The 17,299-nt window shown below is 65.4% G+C and carries 19 protein-coding genes; 12 read left to right on the top strand and 7 right to left on the bottom strand.

Features of this window, described 5'->3' with window-relative positions:
* Positions 1-284: 284 nt before the first annotated feature.
* The 4 genes from AC3WOH_RS33060 to tolA all read left to right on the top strand — a co-directional run bounded on the left by AC3WOH_RS33060 (position 285) and on the right by tolA (position 3,021).
* Entirely contained in the window at positions 285-740 is a 456-nt protein-coding gene (locus AC3WOH_RS33060) for a tol-pal system-associated acyl-CoA thioesterase (RefSeq protein ID WP_492233567.1), read from the top strand.
* Positions 737-1,444 (top strand): protein TolQ, encoded by a 708-nt coding sequence (gene tolQ, locus AC3WOH_RS33065; RefSeq protein ID WP_492233568.1) that lies wholly within the window; start codon positions 737-739, stop codon positions 1,442-1,444. Before AC3WOH_RS33060 ends, tolQ begins: the two co-directional genes overlap by 4 nt.
* Before the next feature lie 50 nt (positions 1,445-1,494).
* Complete coding sequence (locus AC3WOH_RS33070) at positions 1,495-1,920, top strand: ExbD/TolR family protein (RefSeq protein WP_492233569.1); 426 nt, start codon at positions 1,495-1,497, stop codon at positions 1,918-1,920.
* Between the two features lie 123 nt (positions 1,921-2,043).
* Positions 2,044-3,021 carry a cell envelope integrity protein TolA gene (tolA, locus tag AC3WOH_RS33075; RefSeq protein WP_492233570.1) on the top strand — a complete coding sequence of 326 codons (978 nt, stop codon included), beginning with the start codon at positions 2,044-2,046 and terminating at the stop codon, positions 3,019-3,021.
* Positions 3,022-3,072: 51 nt separating this feature from the next.
* Here the strand turns inward: tolA and AC3WOH_RS33080 are convergent, their stop codons facing one another.
* From AC3WOH_RS33080 to AC3WOH_RS33090, 3 genes are all read right to left on the bottom strand, one after another.
* Positions 3,073-3,360 carry a YciI family protein gene (locus AC3WOH_RS33080; RefSeq protein WP_492233571.1) on the bottom strand — a complete coding sequence of 96 codons (288 nt, stop codon included), beginning with the start codon at positions 3,358-3,360 and terminating at the stop codon, positions 3,073-3,075.
* A 51-nt stretch (positions 3,361-3,411) separates the two neighbouring features.
* A complete protein-coding gene (locus AC3WOH_RS33085) occupies positions 3,412-4,011 on the bottom strand; it encodes a TetR/AcrR family transcriptional regulator (protein ID WP_492233572.1) in 600 nt (199 codons plus the stop codon).
* Between the two features lie 201 nt (positions 4,012-4,212).
* Positions 4,213-5,553, bottom strand: coding sequence for an MFS transporter (locus tag AC3WOH_RS33090; protein ID WP_492233573.1), 1,341 nt, complete (start codon positions 5,551-5,553; stop codon positions 4,213-4,215).
* Positions 5,554-5,826: 273 nt separating this feature from the next.
* Here AC3WOH_RS33090 and cyoA point away from each other — a divergent pair, with 273 nt between their 5' ends.
* The 7 genes from cyoA to AC3WOH_RS33125 all read left to right on the top strand — a co-directional run bounded on the left by cyoA (position 5,827) and on the right by AC3WOH_RS33125 (position 12,979).
* Entirely contained in the window at positions 5,827-6,903 is a 1,077-nt protein-coding gene (gene cyoA / locus AC3WOH_RS33095) for a ubiquinol oxidase subunit II (protein ID WP_492233574.1), read from the top strand.
* A gap of 34 nt (positions 6,904-6,937) precedes the next feature.
* The gene (cyoB, locus tag AC3WOH_RS33100) at positions 6,938-8,944 is read left to right on the top strand and encodes a cytochrome o ubiquinol oxidase subunit I (protein ID WP_492233575.1); all 2,007 of its coding nucleotides are present in this window, start codon (positions 6,938-6,940) and stop codon (positions 8,942-8,944) included.
* Entirely contained in the window at positions 8,937-9,593 is a 657-nt protein-coding gene (cyoC, locus tag AC3WOH_RS33105) for a cytochrome o ubiquinol oxidase subunit III (RefSeq protein ID WP_492233576.1), read from the top strand. The genes cyoB and cyoC overlap by 8 nt, the downstream gene beginning before the upstream one ends.
* The gene (cyoD, locus tag AC3WOH_RS33110; protein ID WP_492233577.1) at positions 9,593-10,027 is read left to right on the top strand and encodes a cytochrome o ubiquinol oxidase subunit IV; all 435 of its coding nucleotides are present in this window, start codon (positions 9,593-9,595) and stop codon (positions 10,025-10,027) included. Before cyoC ends, cyoD begins: the two co-directional genes overlap by 1 nt.
* Positions 10,028-10,143: 116 nt before the next feature.
* Positions 10,144-10,965, top strand: a complete 822-nt coding sequence (locus AC3WOH_RS33115; RefSeq protein WP_492233578.1) for an SURF1 family protein — start codon at positions 10,144-10,146, stop codon at positions 10,963-10,965.
* Positions 10,966-10,974: 9 nt separating this feature from the next.
* Positions 10,975-12,330: an ATP-binding protein gene (locus AC3WOH_RS33120; RefSeq protein ID WP_184863489.1), complete on the top strand. Its 1,356-nt coding sequence runs from the start codon at positions 10,975-10,977 to the stop codon at positions 12,328-12,330.
* Positions 12,331-12,382: 52 nt separating this feature from the next.
* Positions 12,383-12,979, top strand: a complete 597-nt coding sequence (locus tag AC3WOH_RS33125; RefSeq protein WP_492233579.1) for a response regulator transcription factor — start codon at positions 12,383-12,385, stop codon at positions 12,977-12,979.
* Between the two features lie 51 nt (positions 12,980-13,030).
* Here the strand turns inward: AC3WOH_RS33125 and AC3WOH_RS33130 are convergent, their stop codons facing one another.
* The 4 genes from AC3WOH_RS33130 to AC3WOH_RS33145 all read right to left on the bottom strand — a co-directional run bounded on the left by AC3WOH_RS33130 (position 13,031) and on the right by AC3WOH_RS33145 (position 16,441).
* Positions 13,031-13,645 carry a hypothetical protein gene (locus AC3WOH_RS33130; RefSeq protein ID WP_492233580.1) on the bottom strand — a complete coding sequence of 205 codons (615 nt, stop codon included), beginning with the start codon at positions 13,643-13,645 and terminating at the stop codon, positions 13,031-13,033.
* Positions 13,646-14,122: 477 nt separating this feature from the next.
* Positions 14,123-14,656, bottom strand: coding sequence for a GNAT family N-acetyltransferase (locus AC3WOH_RS33135; protein ID WP_492233581.1), 534 nt, complete (start codon positions 14,654-14,656; stop codon positions 14,123-14,125).
* A 138-nt stretch (positions 14,657-14,794) separates the two neighbouring features.
* Entirely contained in the window at positions 14,795-15,865 is a 1,071-nt protein-coding gene (locus AC3WOH_RS33140; protein WP_492233582.1) for a purine-nucleoside phosphorylase, read from the bottom strand.
* 132 nt (positions 15,866-15,997) lie between these two features.
* Positions 15,998-16,441, bottom strand: a complete 444-nt coding sequence (locus AC3WOH_RS33145; RefSeq protein ID WP_492233583.1) for an ankyrin repeat domain-containing protein — start codon at positions 16,439-16,441, stop codon at positions 15,998-16,000.
* A 92-nt stretch (positions 16,442-16,533) separates the two neighbouring features.
* Between AC3WOH_RS33145 and AC3WOH_RS33150 the strand changes: the two genes are divergently transcribed.
* On the top strand, positions 16,534-17,220 hold the full coding sequence (locus AC3WOH_RS33150) for a TetR/AcrR family transcriptional regulator (protein WP_492233584.1): 687 nt from the start codon (positions 16,534-16,536) through the stop codon (positions 17,218-17,220).
* Positions 17,221-17,299 lie beyond the last annotated feature (79 nt).

Consider the following 17,299-nt stretch of genomic DNA (forward strand, 5'->3'; position numbering starts at 1 on the left):
GTGGGTGCATGTGCCGAAGGACACATGCACTTCGTCTTCTGGCTCGTCGATGCTGTTTGAGCGGAGTTCGAAGAACGAAGCGAGTTCATCGACGCCCACCCCAGATCCGAGCATCGCAGGCTGCCCCCATCGCCCTACGGGCGATGGGGGACGCAGACTGGGGGTCGCCTTTTCTTTGCCCACTTTCTTTTGGCGAAGCAAAAGAAAGTGGGTGCGCCGCCGGGCGCACATCCCGGCCTCCGCCCTCGACAGAGGCACACAGCAACCACCGAGCAAGAGGCAACATGGCCTTTGAATTCCCGATCCGCATCTATTGGGAAGACACCGACGCGGGCGGAATAGTCTTCTACGCCAACTACCTCAAGTTCTTCGAACGCGCCCGCACCGAATGGCTCCGCTCCCTCGGCATCGGCCAACAACAACTCAGGGAACAAACCGGCGGCATGTTTGTCGTAACCCACAGCCAGGTCCGCTACCTGCGGCCAGCCAGGCTCGACGACGAACTCATTGTTACCGCCCAGCTGCAGGAGGCAGGCCGCGCATCGTTGACAATACTGCAGCGTGCGCTCCTGAAACCAGAGCATGATGATGGAGGAGGTGGAATGACCGAGAACTCCCCGGCACTGCTCAGCGAAGGCACCATCCGCATCGGCTGGGTGGATGCCGCCACCCTCAAGCCCGCGCGGATACCGAGCCCCCTTCTGGACCAACTCTCATCGACTTCCAACACCACAACATGAATTCGCAAAACATGTCCATCATCAGCCTGGTGCTGCAGGCCAGCTGGGTGGTGCAACTCGTCATGGCGCTGCTGCTGGCGGTGTCCGTTGCCAGCTGGGCCGCCATCTTCCGCAAGGTGTTTGCGCTCAAGCGCATCAAGACGCTCAATGAAGACTTCGAGCGCGACTTCTGGTCCGGCACCAGCCTGAACGACCTGTTCGCCAGCGCTGCGCAGAACGCCAAGAACGCCGGGCCCATGGAACGCATCTTCGCCAGCGGCATGCGCGAGTACCAGAAACTGCGCGAGCGCCGCATCGCCGACCCCGGCACCCTGCTCGACGGCGCCCGCCGCGCCATGCGCGCCAGCTTCCAGCGCGAGATGGACGTGGTCGAATCCAGCCTGTCCTTCCTGGCCACCGTCGGTTCGGTCTCGCCCTACGTGGGCCTGTTCGGCACGGTGTGGGGCATCATGCACGCCTTCACGGGCTTTGCCGGCATGGAGCAGGTCACCCTGGCCACCGTGGCGCCCGGCATTGCCGAGGCCCTGGTGGCCACCGCTATCGGCCTGTTCGCCGCCATCCCGGCCGTGATCGCCTACAACCGCTTTGCCCGCGACATCGACCGCGTGGCCACGCACCAGGAGACCTTCATCGAAGAGTTCTCCAACATCCTGCAGCGCAACCTGGGTGTGCAGCACGCCGCGTCGTCGGCGTCCGGCCACTGACCGCAAGCAAGCAAGCAAGCAAGCAAGCAAGGAAGAAAGGGAGACGCACCATGCCCGCCATGGCATCCCGCGGCCGAGGCCGCCGCACCATCAACGAGATCAACATGGTCCCGTTCATCGACGTGATGCTGGTGCTGCTCATCATCTTCATGGTGACAGCGCCCATGCTCACCCCCGGCATGATCGACGTGCCGAAGGTCGGCAAGGGCAAGACCATGCCCAAGGTCGTCGCCCAGGTCATCGTGAACAAGGACGGCTCGCTGCAGTGGAAGACCCCCGAGGCCACGCGCAGCATGTCCCAGCGCGAGATCGGCGACGCCGCGGCGCGCTGGCAGAAGGACCAGACCAACAAGGAAACCGCCGTGGTCATCAGCGCCGACAAGGGCGTGCAGTACGAAAGCGTGGTCAAGGCCATGGACGCGCTGCAGCGCGCCGGCGTGCAGCGCGTGGGCCTCTCGGTCAAACAGGGCGGCTAGACGACGACAACGCTTGGGGTGCCTGGCACGTTGTGTGTATGCACGCACCGCAAGCGGTCAACCACCAACGCTCCTTTCACCCATCCACGGAACCGACGACCGAGAAAGCGCTCCACCCCTTCCATGCACGCCCACGACGACCGCGACCAGTTTGCGCCCCCCGCCCCACCCGCACGCCTGCGCGCCATTTCGCTCGCGGTGCTGGTGCATCTGGCGCTGATCGGCGCACTGACCTGGGGCGTGAACTGGAAGGCCAGCTCCGACCAGCCTGCCGTGCAGGCCGAGCTGTGGTCCGCCGTGCCCCAGCAGGCCGCGCCGCCTGAGGTGACGCCGCCCACGCCCCCCACCCCGCCGCAGCCGCCCGAGCCCCGGCCCGCCCCCACGCCAGCACCGCCGCCGCCGCCCCCCCCGCCGCCGCGCGCCGTGGAGCCCGACACGCGCGAGGCCGACATCGCCATCGAGCGCGAGAAAAAGCGCCTGGAGCAGGAGAAAAAGGCCCGCGCCGAGAAGCTCGAGCGCGAAAAGCGCGAGCGCGAGCGCAAGGAAGAAGAGCGCGAAGAACGCCTCGAAAAGGAAAAGAAGGAAAAACTTGCCGAGCAGAAGAAGGCCGAGCAAGAGAAACAGAAAAAACTGGCCGAAGAAAAGCGCAAGGCCGAGGAAGCCAAAGAGGCCAAGGAAGCCAAGGAGGCCGCCGCCAAGAAGCAGCAGCGCGCCGAGGCCGAAGCCAAGCAGCTCGCCGCCCAGCGCGAGGCCAACCTGCGCCGCATGCAGGGGCTGGCTGGCTCCGAGGGCAACGAAAAGTCCACCGGCACCGCCCAGCGCGACTCCGGCCCCTCTGGCAGCTACGGCGGCCGTGTGGCCGCCAAGGTCAAGCCCAACATCGTCTACCCCGACGCCGTCTCGGGCAACCCGCGCGCCGAAGTCGAGGTGCGCCTGGCGCCCGACGGCACCATCGTCGGCAAGCGCCTGGTGCAATCGAGCGGGAACAAGGCCTGGGACGACGCCGTGCTGCGCGCCCTGGAAAAGACCGAGACCCTGCCGCGCGACGTGGACGGGCGTGTGCCGCCCTCGCTGACCATCGGGTTCCGGCCGCAGGACTGAGCACCGCCTCGGACTCTTCAGAGGCCGCAGGCCGGCGCCGGACCTCGCACCCTACGCCGCCAGCGCCGCAAAGCCCTCGGCCATGCTGGAGGGGGCAATGCCATGGATCTCCGGCACCACCACGCCGTGCGCTACGAACGGGTCGGCCTGCACGCGCGCGGCGACCTCCTCCGTGGTGAGCTTCACCGCCAGAATGGCGCCGCCCTGGGCGCTGTCCAGCGAGCCGGCCAGCAGAAACACACCGTCGCGGATGCCGTCCTGAATCCACTGCTTGTGCCCAGCCATCCACTGGCTGGCCTGTGCCTTGTTCGGCCCGAACTTCAGGAATACGACGTGCATGGCGGATGGCTCCTTGATGGGTTGTTGGCTACAGAGAAGAAAGGAGAAATCTCAGTGGACGGCACTGCCCTGCCCGGCACCGTCCGCGATTGCAAGGATCCACGCTGTCAGCTGCGCCACCTCGCGGTGGATGAAGGTTTCATCGCGGAAGGCATTCGCCAGCGAGGCGATGCCCTGGCTGCGCGCCAGCAGGTGCATGGCCAGCGTGTCGGCATCGTGGGAGCGCCCCAGCGCGACGAACTGCACCCGCAGCCACTGGCGGAACTGGCCGAAGACCATGCCCGCATCGACCTGCGCGGGGTGGTCGAGCTTGGCCAGTTCGGCGCACAGCGTGCCTACCGGGCAGCCAAAGCGCTGGATGGCCTCGCGGTTGTCCACCACCATCTGCGCAAAGCACTGCAGGCGGTCGGCCGGCGTGTGTGCTGCCTGCGCCCAGGCATCGAGCAGGGCCTGCGTCTGCACCCTGCGGTGCGCAATCACGGCCGCGAGGATCTCGTCCTTGGTCTTGAAGTGGTAGTAAAAATTGCCGCGCGAGACGCCCAGCGCCCCGGCAATGTCGGCAAACGCAGTGCTCTCGAAGCCACGCTCGTAGAACAGGCGGTCGGCCTGCTCGACGATGCGCTGGCGGGTGCTGGTCACAGGGTTCGTCATCGACGGCAACTCGTGGATCAATTAGGACACTTGACCTAATTATTAGGTCATACGACCTATATCGTCAATCCACCAATCGACCAATCGACCAATCCATGGGACAACAAAAAACCCGGTGGCCGTCAAGGCAGCCACCGGGTTCTTGCATCGCTTCTCTAGAGGACCACACCTTCGAGGGGTGGCCCGCTCACCCGCTCTCCGTTATCGGTCGCGCCGCTCCATGCGGCGATTCAGGTTCAACGCACCCAAGGTGCAGGCCACGCCCGACAGCAGGTACACCGTCACGGCCAGCAGGCCGAACTGGGCCGACAGGCCCAGCGCCACCAGGGGGGCGAAGGCGGCGCCGATGATCCAGGCCAGGTCGGCCGACAGGGCCGCGCCCGTGTAGCGGTACTTGGGCGAGAAATTGGCCGTCACCGTGCCCGAGGCCTGGCCGTACGACAGGCCCAGCAACACAAAGCCCAGCAGCAGGAACATGGTGCTGCCCACCTCGCCGGTGTTCAGCAGCACCGGCGCCATGAAGCTGAACACGCCGATCATCACCGCCATGCCGCCCAGCAGCTTGCGCCGGCCCAGGTGGTCCGACAGCCAGCCCGAAATCATGATGGCCCCGGCCGCCAGGAAGGCGCCGACGATCTGCACGCCCAGGATCTGGGTCACGGGCTGGTCCGAATACAGGGTGATCCACGACAGCGGGAACACCGTGACCAGGTGGAACAGCGCAAAGCTGGCCAGCGCCGCGAACGCGCCCAGCAGCACATTGCTGCCTTCGTCGCGCATCACGTCGCTCACGGGCACGGGCTGCAGCTCGCGCTCCTGCAGCAGTTCGGTGTACGACTGGCCCACCACCAGGCGCAAGCGGGCGAACAAGGCCACCACGTTCACGGCAAAGGCCACGAAGAAGGGGTAACGCCAGCCCCAGGCCAGGAACTCCTGCACCGTGAGGTTGCTGTACAGGTAGGCGAACAGCCCGGCCGCCAGCACAAAGCCCACGGGCGCGCCCAGCTGGCCAATCATGGCGTACCAGCCGCGGCGGTGCTTGGGCACCGACATCGCCAAGAGCGACGGCAGGCCGTCCCACGAGCCGCCCAGCGCCAGGCCCTGGCCGATGCGCAGCAGCAGCAGCACGACGATGGCGGTGCTGCCGATGCTCTGGTAACCCGGCAGAAAGGCCATGCCCACGGTACACACCCCCAGCAGGAACAGCGAGATCGTCAGCTTGGTGCCCCGGCCCCAGCGCCGCTGGATGGCCATGGAGATGGCCGTGCCCACAGGCCGCACCACAAAGGCCACGGCCAGCAGCGCAAAGGCGGCCAGCGTGCCATCCAGGCGCGACATGAAGGGAAACAGGAAGGACGGGAACACCAGCACGCAGGCGATCCCGAAGACGAAGAAGTCGAAATACTCAGAAGAACGGCCAATGATCACGCCGACGGCGATTTCACTGGGGGTGACGTCCTCATGCGTGTCTGCATGGGCCAGGGAGGCGGAGTTCTCTTCATATCCCATCGAGGGGAGGGTGGCAGATGCGGTACTGCTCATGAACAGGGGCTCCTTTTGTGTTGTGTAACGGATACACCCACGTTTTACACCCTGCCCGTGCCCCCGACAAGTGCGGTTTCACCCAGATCCCTGCAGGACAAACCCTTGACCTGGATGGATTGCCCGCTCAAAGGTCTTGACCGAGCGCACCAAACAGGAGCAAAAACTTGACCTTGGACAAAATGTCCAATGGACAAATCTGCGCGCTTTATTACATTAGGCGCCAAATTGTCATTAGCGTTTACCCCTTAAACGCATTGTTGGGCCCCTCTTATGCCAAATCCTCCCCGACTTCGCGGGTCTGTTGCGTGGCTGCCAACGGCAGCGCTCACCGCACTGGCCGCCAGCCTCACCGGCTGCAGCAAGGCTGTCGTCCTCAACCCTGCAGGCGACATCGCCTCCCAGCAGGGCCACATGGTCGTGCAGGCCACCTTGCTGATGCTGATCATCATCGTGCCGGTGATCGCCCTCACGCTGTGGTTCGCCTGGAAGTACCGCCAGAACAACACCGCCAACACCGAAGAGGACTACGACCCCGACTGGCACCACTCCACCACGCTGGAGCTGGTGATCTGGACGGTGCCGCTGCTCATCATCATCGCGCTCGGGGCCCTCACCTGGATCGGCACCCACAAGCTCGACCCCTACCGCCCGCTGGACCGCGTCTCGGCCACCAAGCCGCTCGAACCCCAATCCACCCCCATGGTGGTGCAGGTCGTGGCCATGGACTGGAAGTGGCTGTTCTTCTACCCCGAGCAAGGCATTGCCACCGTCAATGAGCTGGCCGCCCCGGTGGACCGCCCCATCCTGTTCAAGCTCACCGCCACGTCCACGATGAACGCCTTCTACGTGGCCGACCTGGCCGGCATGATCTACGCCATGCCCGGCATGCAGACCGAGCTGAACGCCGTGATCAACAAGCCTGGCGTGTACCCCGGCATCGCCTCGCACTACAGCGGCTCGGGCTTCTCGGGCATGACCTTCAAGTTCCATGGCCTGAGCCAGGGCGACTTCGAGCAGTGGGTTGCCAAGAACAAGGCCGAAGGCAAGCCCCTGGACAAGGCCACCTACCTGAACCTGGTCAAGCCCAGCGAGCGCGACCCCGTGCAGCGCTTTGCCAGCGTGGAAGAAGGCCTGTACGACAAGGTGCTCAACCGCTGCGTCGAAGAGGGCAAGATGTGCATGCACCACATGATGTCCATCGACGAGCGCGGTGGCGAAGCCTTCATGAAGGCCCAGGGCCTGAACCTGCCCCAGGACGTGTGCACCGTGGACAACGCCGGCCAGATCGTCGCCGCCCTCGAAGCGCGCCACGCCACGGTCTACGACCGCACCCTCTCGCGCCAATGACCCGCGCCCACGACTGATTGATTGACTGACTGACATGTCTACATCACCCGCAACCGAAACGCATTGGGCCCTGGGCCGAATCACCTGGGACTCCATACCCATGGCGCACGAGCCCATCGTGCTCATCACCTTCATCGGTGTCGTGCTGGGCGGCCTGGCCGTGCTGGCCGCCATCACCAAGTTCCGCCTGTGGGGCACCCTGTGGCGCGACTGGTTCTGCAGCATCGACCACAAGAAGATCGGCATCATGTACATGATCCTGGGCGTGGTCATGCTGCTGCGCGGCTTTGCCGACGCACTCATGATGCGCCTGCAGCAGGCCATGGCCTTCGGCGACAACATGGGCTACCTGCCGCCGCACCACTACGACCAGATCTTCACCGCCCACGGCGTGATCATGATCTTCTTCGTGGCCATGCCGCTGGTCACGGGCCTCATGAACTACCTCGTGCCGCTGCAGATCGGCGCGCGCGACGTGTCCTTCCCGTTCCTGAACAACTTCAGCTTCTGGATGACCACCGCCGGTGCCATCCTGGTGATGGTGTCGCTGTTCCTGGGCGAGTTTTCCACTGCCGGCTGGCTGGCGCTGTCCAACCTGGGGGCGCAGAACCCCGGGGTGGGGCTCGATTACTACATCTGGGCGCTGCAGATCGCGGGGGTGGGCACCACCCTCTCGGGCATCAACCTGATCGTCACCATCATCAAGATGCGCGCCCCCGGCATGAACCTGATGAAGATGCCCATCTTCACCTGGACGGCCCTGTGCACCAACGCGCTGATCGTCGCCTCGTTCCCCGTGCTGACCGCAGCCCTGGTGCTGATGTCGCTGGACCGCTATGCAGGCACCAACTTCTTCACGAACGACCTGGGCGGCAACGCCATGCTGTACGTGAACCTGATCTGGATCTGGGGCCACCCTGAGGTCTACATCCTGATCCTGCCCTGCTTCGGCATCTTCTCCGAAGTGGTGGCCACGTTCTGCAAGAAGCGCCTGTTCGGCTACACCTCCATGGTGTACGCCACGGTCGTCATCACCATCCTGTCGTACCTGGTGTGGCTGCACCACTTCTTCACCATGGGCTCCGGCGCCAGCGTGAACACCTTCTTCGGCATCACCACGATGATCATCTCGATCCCCACGGGCGCGAAGATCTTCAACTGGCTGTTCACCATGTACAAGGGCCGCATCCGCTTCGAGCTGCCCATGATGTGGACCGTCGCCTTCATGGTCACCTTCGCCATCGGCGGCATGACCGGCGTGCTGCTGGCCGTGCCCCCGGCCGACTTCGTGCTGCACAACAGCCTGTTCCTGATCGCCCACTTCCACAACGTGATCATCGGCGGCGTGCTGTTCGGCCTGTTCGCCGGCATCAACTACTGGTATCCCAAGGCCTTCGGCTACAAGCTCGACCGTTTCTGGGGCCTGTGCTCCTTCTGGCTGTGGGTGGTGGGCTTCTACGTCGCCTTCATGCCGCTGTACATCCTGGGCCTGATGGGCGTCACGCGCCGTGCCAACCACTTCGAAGACCCTTCGCTGCAGATCTGGTTCGTCATCGCCGCCATCGGCGCCGGCCTGATCGCCCTGGGCATCGGCTGCCTGCTGATCCAGATCGTGGTGAGCTACTTGAAGCGCGAGCAACTGCGCGACCACACGGGCGACCCATGGGACGCACGCACGCTGGAGTGGGCCACCTCCTCGCCCCCGCCGGACTACAACTTCGCCTTCACCCCCAAGGTGTATGAGATCGACGCCTGGTGGGATATGAAGAAGCACGCCTACGCGCGCCCGCTCACCAGCTTCGAGCCCATCCACATGCCGGCCAACACCGGCTCGGGCGTGATCATCTCGGCGCTGTCGCTGGTGCTGGGCTTCGCTCTCATCTGGCACATGTGGCCGCTGGCCATCCTGTCCTTCGCGGGCGTGGTGCTGGTGTCCATCGTCCACACGTTCAACTACAAGCGTGACTTCTACATCCCCGCCGCCCAGGTGACGGAGACCGAGAACCTGCGTACCCAACAACTGCGCGCCGCCCATGTCTGATATCACCTACAACCTTGCCGCCGCCGCCACGGCGGGCGGCCCCACGGCCGCCACACTGCCGCGCCGCGAGTACCACCTGGCGCACGAGCCCCACCCCGAGAACGGCACCGCCCTCGGGTTCTGGCTCTACCTGATGAGCGACTGCCTCATCTTCGCCGCGCTGTTCGCCACCTACGGCGTGCTGGGCCGCAGCTACGCCGCCGGCCCCACCGGCGCGCAGCTGTTCGACCTGACGCTGGTGGCCATCAACACGGCCTTCCTGCTGCTGTCGTCGATCACCTTCGGCTTCGCGATGATCAAGAAGCAGCAGAACAACGTGAACGGCACGCTGCTGTGGCTGGCCATCACCGGCGTGTTCGGCCTGTGCTTCCTGGGGCTGGAGCTGTATGAGTTCCACCACCTGATCCACCAGGGCGCAGGCCCGCAGCGCAGCGCCTTCCTGTCGGCCTTCTTCACGCTGGTCGGCACCCACGGCCTGCACGTCACCTTCGGCCTGATCTGGCTGGTGGTGCTGATGATCCAGATCAAGAAGCACGGCCTGATCCACGAGAACAAGCGCCGCCTGATGTGCCTGTCGATGTTCTGGCACTTCTTGGACGTCGTCTGGATCGGCGTCTTCACCTTCGTGTACCTGATGGGAGTTCTGTAATGGGCGCCGCACAACACACCGCACACGCCGGGCATGGCCACGACGACCACCACGGCGACGTGGGCCCGCACAGCTCGTTCTCGGGCTACATGGTCGGCTTCGTGCTGTCCATCATCCTCACGGCCATCCCCTTCTGGCTGGTCATGGCCAAGGTGATCTCGGACCGCAACACCGCCATCCTGGTGCTGGGCGCCTTCGCCATTGTGCAGATCCTCGTGCACATGGTCTGCTTCCTGCACATGAACGGCAAGATCGAAGGCGGCTGGACCCTGCTGTCCACCATCTTCACCGTGGTCTTCGTGGCCATTGCCATCAGCGGCACGCTCTGGGTCATGTTCCACATGAACGCCAACATGATGCCCGGCCACAATTCTGCGACCAGCACGCCGGCCACGCAGACCGACGGCGGCGCCGCAGGCCACCACACCCCCTGAGGGTGAATGCAGCCCTGCCGGCAGCGGTGGGCCTGCTTTTGATTGCACAGCGGCCGCCCTCCAGCGGCCGCATCTGTTTCTGGCCTGTGCGCCAGGGGTCCCAACAAGGAGTTTCGATGTCTGCAACCCACACTACAGCGCCTGCAGCCTCCCGCCACCTGCACCGGGCCGTGGTGCTGGTGCTGGGCGCGGCCCTGTTCTTGGGCTTCATCGCCCTGGGCACCTGGCAAGTGCAGCGCCGGGTGTGGAAGCTCGACCTCATCGAGCGCGTGGACCAGCGCGTGCACGCCGCCCCCGTGGCCCTGCCCCCGGCCAGCGCCTGGCCCGGCATCACCGCCGACACGCATGAATACCTGCCCGTGGCAGCCACCGGCCGCTGGCTGCCCGGCAAGACCGTGCTCACCCAGGCCGTCACGGCCCTGGGCTCGGGCTTCTGGGTGATGGGCGCGCTGCAGCAGGCCGATGGCACCCAGGTGCTGGTGAACCGCGGCTTCATTCCGCAGGACCAGCGCGCCGAATGGGCCGGCAAGACGGACAGCGCAGAGCCCGCCACCGTGCAGGGCCTGGTGCGCATGAGCGAGCCCAAGGGCGGCTTTCTGCGCAGCAACGAGCCCGCCGCGCAGCGCTGGTTCTCGCGCGACGTGGCGGCCATGGCCCAGGCGCTGCAGTTGCCCCAGGCGGCGCCCTTCTTCATCGACGCCGGCCTGCCCCAGCGCGGCGTGGCCAACCCGACGGCCGAAGCCGTGGAAGTGCGCGGCACGGCAGCCGCCACCGCCGGCACCACCTGGCCGCGCGCCGGGCTCACCACCATTCGCTTCCCCAACAGCCATGCGGTGTATGCGCTCACCTGGTATGGGCTGGCGCTGATGGTGCTGGGCGCAGGCTGGTTCGTGGTGCGCTACGAGCGGCGCCAGGGCAGCAGCGGCGCGGGCCATTAGACTAACCCCATGCCTCTGCAACGCCTCGCCAAGAGCGCCGAGTTTCTGCGCAACCCGCGCGCCGCCGATGCCGCCGCCGGCATCAAGAACCTGCAGCAGCTGATCCAGCTGCGCTGGATGGCCGTCATCGGCCAGATCTTCACCATCGAGGTGGCCAGCCACAGCCTGCGCCTGGCCATCCCGCTGCAGCCCATGCTGCTCGTGGTGGGCTGCTTGGCCGTTTTCAACGTGGTCAGCCTGCTGCGCCTGCGCACGGGGGTGCAGGTGCGCAATGTGGAGCTGTTTCTGGCCCTGCTGGTGGACGTGGCCGTGCTCACCACCCAGCTGTACCTGAGCGGCGGCACCAGCAACCCCTTTGTCTTCTTGTACCTGCTGCAGATTGCGCTGGGCGCCATCTTGCTGCGCGGCGCCTATATCTGGAGCATGGTGGGCATCACCACCGCGTGCTTTGCCCTCTTGGCCAACTACCACCTGCCGCTGGAGCTGCCGCACGACCTGCACCAGGGCCTGTCGAGCCTGTACGTGCTGGGCCTGCTGGTCTGCTTTGTGCTCAATGCCATTCTGGTGGTCATCTTCATCACCCGCATCAGCCTGAACCTGCGCGAGCGCGACGCCCGCCTGGCCGCCGCGCGCCGCCGCCGGGTGGAAGAAGAGCACATCGTGCGCATGGGCCTTCTGGCATCGGGCGCCGCGCACGAGCTGGGCACGCCGCTCTCGACCCTGGCCGTGATTTTGGGCGACTGGGCGCACGACGAAGAGCTGATGGGCGACGAGGTGCTGGGCGAAGACATCACCGAAATGCGCACCCAGGTGCAGCGCTGCAAGAGCATCGTGAGCGGCATCTTGCTATCGGCCGGCGAGGCGCGCGGCGAAGAGTCCGAACAGACCACCGTGTGCAAGTTTGTCGACGCCCTGGCCGAGGAATGGCGCACCACCCGCACCATGCCCGCGTTTTCGTACCGCAATGATTTTGGTGAGGACACACCCATGGTGTCGGACACCACGTTGAAACAGATGGCTTTCAATGTGCTGGACAATGCGCGCGACGCATCGCCCCAGTGGGTGGAGTTGGTGATCACCCGCGACGACACGGCCGAGGCGCCTGCGCTGTGCATCACCGTCAACGACGCAGGCCCCGGCTTTGCGCCGCAGATGCTGGAGCACCTGGGCGAGCCCTACCAGTCCACCAAGCAGCGCCCCGGCAGCGGCCTGGGCCTGTACCTGGTGATGAACGTGGCCCGCACCCTGGGCGGCAGCGTCACCGCGCGCAACCGGGCCGGCAACGGCGAAGGCAGCGGCGCCCAGGTGAGCATACGCCTGCCCCTGGCCGCCATCGCCCTGCCACGCGGCCACCGGCCGGCGTGAGGATGATGCAAAGTTGACTTTGTACTAGAACAAAACCCCGGACCTGAGCGCCATGGACGACACCACTACCAGCAGCCCGGCAGCAGCCGCAGCAGACGCCCCCAAGGACGCCAAGGAAACCAAGCGCCAGCTGCTCATCGTGGAAGACGACGAGGCCTTTGCCCGCACCCTGGCCCGCTCGTTCGAACGCCGCGGCTACCGCGTGCTCCAGGCCGCCAGCCTGCCCGAGGTGGAAGCGTTGCTCACCCAGCACACCCCCGGCTACGCCGTGGTGGACCTAAAACTCAAGGGCGATGCATCCGGCCTGGCCTGCGTGCAGAAACTGCACGCCGCCAGCGAAGCCATGCTCATCGTCGTGCTCACCGGCTTCGCCAGCATCGCCACCGCCGTCGAGGCCGTGAAACTGGGCGCCTGCCACTACCTGGCCAAGCCATCCAACACCGACGACATCGAGGCCGCGTTTGGCCTGCGCGAAGGCGATACCGAGGTGGATGTGACGAATCGCTCCAGCTCACTCAAGACGCTGGAGTGGGAGCGCATCCACGAGGTGCTGGCCGAGACGGGGTTCAATATCTCGGAGACGGCGCGGAGGCTGGGCATGCACCGGCGCACCCTGGCGCGCAAGCTGGAAAAGCAGCAGGTCAGCTAGCCGAACCGGATGGCTGCGTGGGAGCCCACACCGCATCCCATCCACCGACGGCTACAACCGACTCCCATCCAGAAACACCGTGCCCAGCGGGCCGCGGCACACCGGCAGCGCCATGGTGGCCGGCCACTTCGCGGGCGGGTGCTTGACCCGGAGCGTCACAAGGACGGTCGTGCCCTGCTTCTTGGGCTCCGGTACCGGGCATTGCAATTGGGCATCGGCCATTGGGCCGGTCTTACCCACCGCCTTGGTGGAGAGCACCGCGCACTGCACGCTGCCCACGGCCTGCGCACGGTGGTGGTTGCGCTCCAGGTAGGTCAGCGCCCCCCAGGCACCACCGCCAAACACCCCCACACAGACCAGCGAGAGCACCAGGTAATAACCGACCGGGGACCGCGACATCCACTCTGCAATCAACGCATGGATGCCCCAGGCCTCGCCCAACGAGCGCGCCTGCGCCAGATCGCGCCCCATCTCGGCCCGGCCCAGCGAGCCACCGATGAACGCGACGCCGGGGCCCAGGATAAATGCTGCGGCCAGGGCCACGTCCAGGAACCGGTGCCCTGGTTCCAGGGTCGGCTGGTAGTCCTCTTGCACGAGACCCAGTCCTGCAAGGCCCAGGCTGGCAAAGAACACGACGGCGATCAGTAGCTTCAGGAGGTGCTTCATCGTGGGGATGCGGTGCAGGCCGTCGCGATGGAATGGGGAATTTCATCGTATCGGGTTCCGGGGGGCACGGCACTTGACATGTTGTCCTGGGGCTGCGACGTCCAGGCCACCACCTGGGCACAGTCGGCCAGCCAGAGCCCATTGAGCGAGTCGCCCAAGGGCGACCCAGGACTGACGGTATGGACGGCCCATTGGAAGCAGACGTGGGATGAACTGGCAACCAGTTTGGCGAGTGGTCGACCTTTCCCTTTCCATCTGGCATGAAGCCCCCCCCGATTCCCCACGTGGCGATGCGCCGCTGCGCGCAGATGCACACGCGGCGAAGCAGCAGCGGGTCGGAGCCTCCATCAAAGCCTGCTCTTCAGATTCACACTTTTTGCTCGGGGATGAAAGCTCAGTGCTCTCATCCCCAGCCATCAAAAGCCAGACTCACAGACATCCTGAAGAGCTCTGCGGCATCTGAGGAACGATGGGGAATCACATCCGACTTTTTTCTGCATGGCATTCAAAGTAGAGGAGGTCATGCCATACACCCCGGAGTAGAAAACCCTGTCGCGCTCTTCCGAACTGTTGAAAGCCATTGCGCTCCAGAACGCGAACAGATCCAAGGTTTTCGGGCCTTGACCTGACCTCAATCCGCAAAAGGCCGAGCTCGGAGAAGGCAAGTGCTGTGACTTGGCGAACGGCTTCAGTTGCCACTCCTTTTCCAGAGGCGGCTTCAGCTACACGGTAGCCCAGCTCTGCTGAAAAAAAGTGCGCACGTCGCACATGCGAAAGATTGGCTCGCGCAACGATGGCATTGCGCTCATCTCGTACCAGGTACTGGAATCCAACACCCGCGCGCGCCTCTTCTTCGGCAACCGCAATGGCGCTTCGAACACCTTCGATGGAGTAGTAGCCACTCGGCCTTGAATTGATGTGGTCCTCGAAAAAGGCCCGGTTCTGCACCTCAAAGGCAAGCAAGTCAGTTGCATCGGTGGGTGCGGGAGCTGAGAGGCGGAGCACGGGCATTTCATGGCCTAAGGAGCAAACTAGCAAAACTCTAGCAGGCCGGCCGGCCCCCGCGTCTCTGGTGGCCAGGGAGTCGAAGAAAGGCCCGGCAAACCTGGGTGGACATGGTCTGTTTCGACGGGCCTTCAAACAGAACCACTACCGCGCCGGCACCCCAGCCTGCCACTGCCCCCAGTTGCGCACAATGTGGTCCACCACCCGCGTGCCCACCAGCGCCACGTTCTCCACCGTTTCCGCAAAGCCCCCTGCCGTTTCACCCGGCGCAGGGTCCAGGTGCGCCAAGGTGGTCTCGTTCGGGTTGCCCTGGTCAAAATTCACCGCGCCGCGCAGGCTCATCAAACGGTCGGTGCCGTGGGTGCGCTTGACCACCAGGGCGATGGCGGCAGCCTCCATTTCGGTGATCACATAGTCATCGGCGCCGTAGAGCTTGGCGATGTACTGGGCCTGGCGCGACATGCCGGGGCCGTGGAAGAAGGTGTCGCCGGTCATGTGGGTGCCGCTGGTGACGGCGGGGCTGCGGCGTGCTGCCGTGTCGGGGTAGCGCAGGCGGTACGTGCGGGCGCTGTCCGAGTCCTTCAGGGGCACGTCCACCGTGAGGTTCATGGCCCAGTCGACCAGCAGGGGGTTGAGCTGAAAGCGGCGGTATTCCTCGTAGCCCTTGCGCGGCATGAAGGTGGGGGCGCCGGGGGTGTTCTCTTCAGGGGCCCAGCGGTGGCCCAGGTCGTAGTCCACCAGCCAGGTGCCCCAGCTCACATCGGCAATGGTGCCGCGCTGGGGCGGTGTGCCGGCCACGCCGGAGATCACGTAGTACGACTGCGCGAAATCAAACTTCGGGTTGAGCAGAATGGCCTGCATGGACGAGGACGAGTTGACCTTGCCCATGCCCAGCACGGCGCCGCACACGCCGTCAGCGTTGCAGTACACGGGGCCCAGGGCGCCGGGCACGGTGATGGGGGTGGCGTCTTTCCAGTAGCGCTCGTACCAGTGCTGGAACTCGCCCGCGCGGTCGCCGGTGTTCTTGCCGATCTCGAACATGGCGGCGACGAAGACCTTGACGCGGATGGGTGCGGCGCTGGCACCGGCATTCGCTGTTGCAGAAGGCGCGCTGGCGCAGCCGGCCAGCGACACCGCCGCCACGGCCGGCAACAGCCAGCGCGTGGGGTGGAAGGACAGCTTGTTGTAGATGGTGTTGAAGAAGAAGGAGAGCATCGAAGACACCTTGGCAAGGTAGAGAAACAGGGCGGCGCCACACCGGTGGGGCACCGGCCAGCAGAGCGCAAGAAACGCGCCATTGTGCGCCGCGAATGCGGTGGTGGTGTGGCGCGGTGGCGCGGTGCCGGATCAGCGTGGCCGGTAGCGCTGCAGCAGGGCCGCAATCGCCTTGCCGTCTTCATCTTGCCGGCGCTCTGCGCGCAGGCGGGCGGTGTTGCCCATCCAGCCCGTGATGTCGGGGTCGGCACCGTGCGCCAGCAGCAGCTCCACCATCTCGGGGTAGTTGCGCCGCACGGCCAAGCACAGCGGCGTCTCGCCGATGGTGGGCTCGTCGTGTGCGTTAACGGTGGCGCCCTGCTGGATCAGCCACTCTGCCGCGCGGTAGTGCTCGCCCTCTACCGCATAGTGCAGCGGGGTGCGGCCCAGGTCGTCGAAGGTGGTCAGCGCATGGCCGCCCGCAGCGACAAGGCGGCGCATTTCGTCGTGGTTGCCTTCGGCGGCGGCGCGGTGCAGGCGTTCGCGCTCGAACCAAGCGTTGTCGGCGTAGTGGTCGGTGGGGTTGAGGTGGCCCATGGTCAAACGTATCGGGTGAACTGGGGGTGGTGGCAATCCATTGAGGGCAAGCCCTAATGCATATGAATTAATTCAAGTACATTATCCAACCCATGAGCCCTGCCCTTGTCTCGCCAGTTACTGGCGACCTGCCCGCCCCTTCCTCCTCCCCCGCCGACCCGCAAGCCACCCGCACCCGCCTGATCGAAGAGGCCATGCAGCTCATGGCACGCGAGGGGATGAATGCCGTGTCGCTGCGGCGCATCGTGATCGCGGCGGGGGCGCAGAACCCTTCGGCCCTGCACTACCACTTTGGCGGGCGCGATGAGCTGGTGGCAGCCATCGCCAACTACCTGCAGCAGTGGCTGGAGCCGCGTGCCTGCGCGCGACTGGAGGCGCTGGCCGCCCAGCCGGGCCACACCGTGCGCAATGTGGTGGAGGCCGCCTTTGGCCCGGTGATCGCCATGCTGAGCGAGCCCGCGCTGGGGCGCGATGCCGTCAACTTCATCGGGCGGTTGGGGTGGGACTATGGCGAGAAGGGGCAGGAGATTTCTGCCGCCCTGCACCGCCGCACGCTGGAGCTGACGCTGGCGCGGCTGCAGGCGCTGATGCCCGGCGTGGGGCGCGAGACCATCCAGTTTCGCCTGCTGCTGACCATGAACGCGGTGTACTACGGCATCTCGTACCGCAGCTACATGCGGCGCTCACCCTTTGGTGCCATGGAGCTTTCGATGCCCGGCAACGAAGCGCGCGAGCAAGAAGAGTTCTTGGACTACCTGGAGGCCGGGCTACTGAAATAAACGACCACCCGGCCTTCCCCCTCCCCGATCCCCCACACGGCGCGCTGTGCTGCGCCGTGCCTGACGAACTTGCGTGTGC

This window comes from Acidovorax sp. FW305-C-20-28 (assembly GCF_058783375.1).

What these genes read in the sequence shown, in the direction of transcription:
- AC3WOH_RS33115 (WP_492233578.1), top strand. Translation starts at nt 10,144, where the DNA reads ATGTCTGCAACCCACACTACAGCGCCTGCAGCCTCCCGCCACCTGCAC.
- cyoA (WP_492233574.1), top strand. Translation starts at nt 5,827, where the DNA reads ATGCCAAATCCTCCCCGACTTCGCGGGTCTGTTGCGTGGCTGCCAACG.
- AC3WOH_RS33150 (WP_492233584.1), top strand. Translation starts at nt 16,534, where the DNA reads ATGAGCCCTGCCCTTGTCTCGCCAGTTACTGGCGACCTGCCCGCCCCT.
- AC3WOH_RS33090 (WP_492233573.1), bottom strand. Translation starts at nt 5,553, where the DNA reads ATGAGCAGTACCGCATCTGCCACCCTCCCCTCGATGGGATATGAAGAG.
- AC3WOH_RS33135 (WP_492233581.1), bottom strand. Translation starts at nt 14,656, where the DNA reads ATGCCCGTGCTCCGCCTCTCAGCTCCCGCACCCACCGATGCAACTGAC.
- AC3WOH_RS33120 (WP_184863489.1), top strand. Translation starts at nt 10,975, where the DNA reads ATGCCTCTGCAACGCCTCGCCAAGAGCGCCGAGTTTCTGCGCAACCCG.
- cyoD (WP_492233577.1), top strand. Translation starts at nt 9,593, where the DNA reads ATGGGCGCCGCACAACACACCGCACACGCCGGGCATGGCCACGACGAC.
- AC3WOH_RS33145 (WP_492233583.1), bottom strand. Translation starts at nt 16,441, where the DNA reads ATGGGCCACCTCAACCCCACCGACCACTACGCCGACAACGCTTGGTTC.
- AC3WOH_RS33140 (WP_492233582.1), bottom strand. Translation starts at nt 15,865, where the DNA reads ATGCTCTCCTTCTTCTTCAACACCATCTACAACAAGCTGTCCTTCCAC.
- AC3WOH_RS33130 (WP_492233580.1), bottom strand. Translation starts at nt 13,645, where the DNA reads ATGAAGCACCTCCTGAAGCTACTGATCGCCGTCGTGTTCTTTGCCAGC.
- cyoB (WP_492233575.1), top strand. Translation starts at nt 6,938, where the DNA reads ATGTCTACATCACCCGCAACCGAAACGCATTGGGCCCTGGGCCGAATC.
- AC3WOH_RS33125 (WP_492233579.1), top strand. Translation starts at nt 12,383, where the DNA reads ATGGACGACACCACTACCAGCAGCCCGGCAGCAGCCGCAGCAGACGCC.
- tolQ (WP_492233568.1), top strand. Translation starts at nt 737, where the DNA reads ATGAATTCGCAAAACATGTCCATCATCAGCCTGGTGCTGCAGGCCAGC.
- AC3WOH_RS33070 (WP_492233569.1), top strand. Translation starts at nt 1,495, where the DNA reads ATGCCCGCCATGGCATCCCGCGGCCGAGGCCGCCGCACCATCAACGAG.
- AC3WOH_RS33060 (WP_492233567.1), top strand. Translation starts at nt 285, where the DNA reads ATGGCCTTTGAATTCCCGATCCGCATCTATTGGGAAGACACCGACGCG.
- AC3WOH_RS33085 (WP_492233572.1), bottom strand. Translation starts at nt 4,011, where the DNA reads ATGACGAACCCTGTGACCAGCACCCGCCAGCGCATCGTCGAGCAGGCC.
- cyoC (WP_492233576.1), top strand. Translation starts at nt 8,937, where the DNA reads ATGTCTGATATCACCTACAACCTTGCCGCCGCCGCCACGGCGGGCGGC.
- tolA (WP_492233570.1), top strand. Translation starts at nt 2,044, where the DNA reads ATGCACGCCCACGACGACCGCGACCAGTTTGCGCCCCCCGCCCCACCC.
- AC3WOH_RS33080 (WP_492233571.1), bottom strand. Translation starts at nt 3,360, where the DNA reads ATGCACGTCGTATTCCTGAAGTTCGGGCCGAACAAGGCACAGGCCAGC.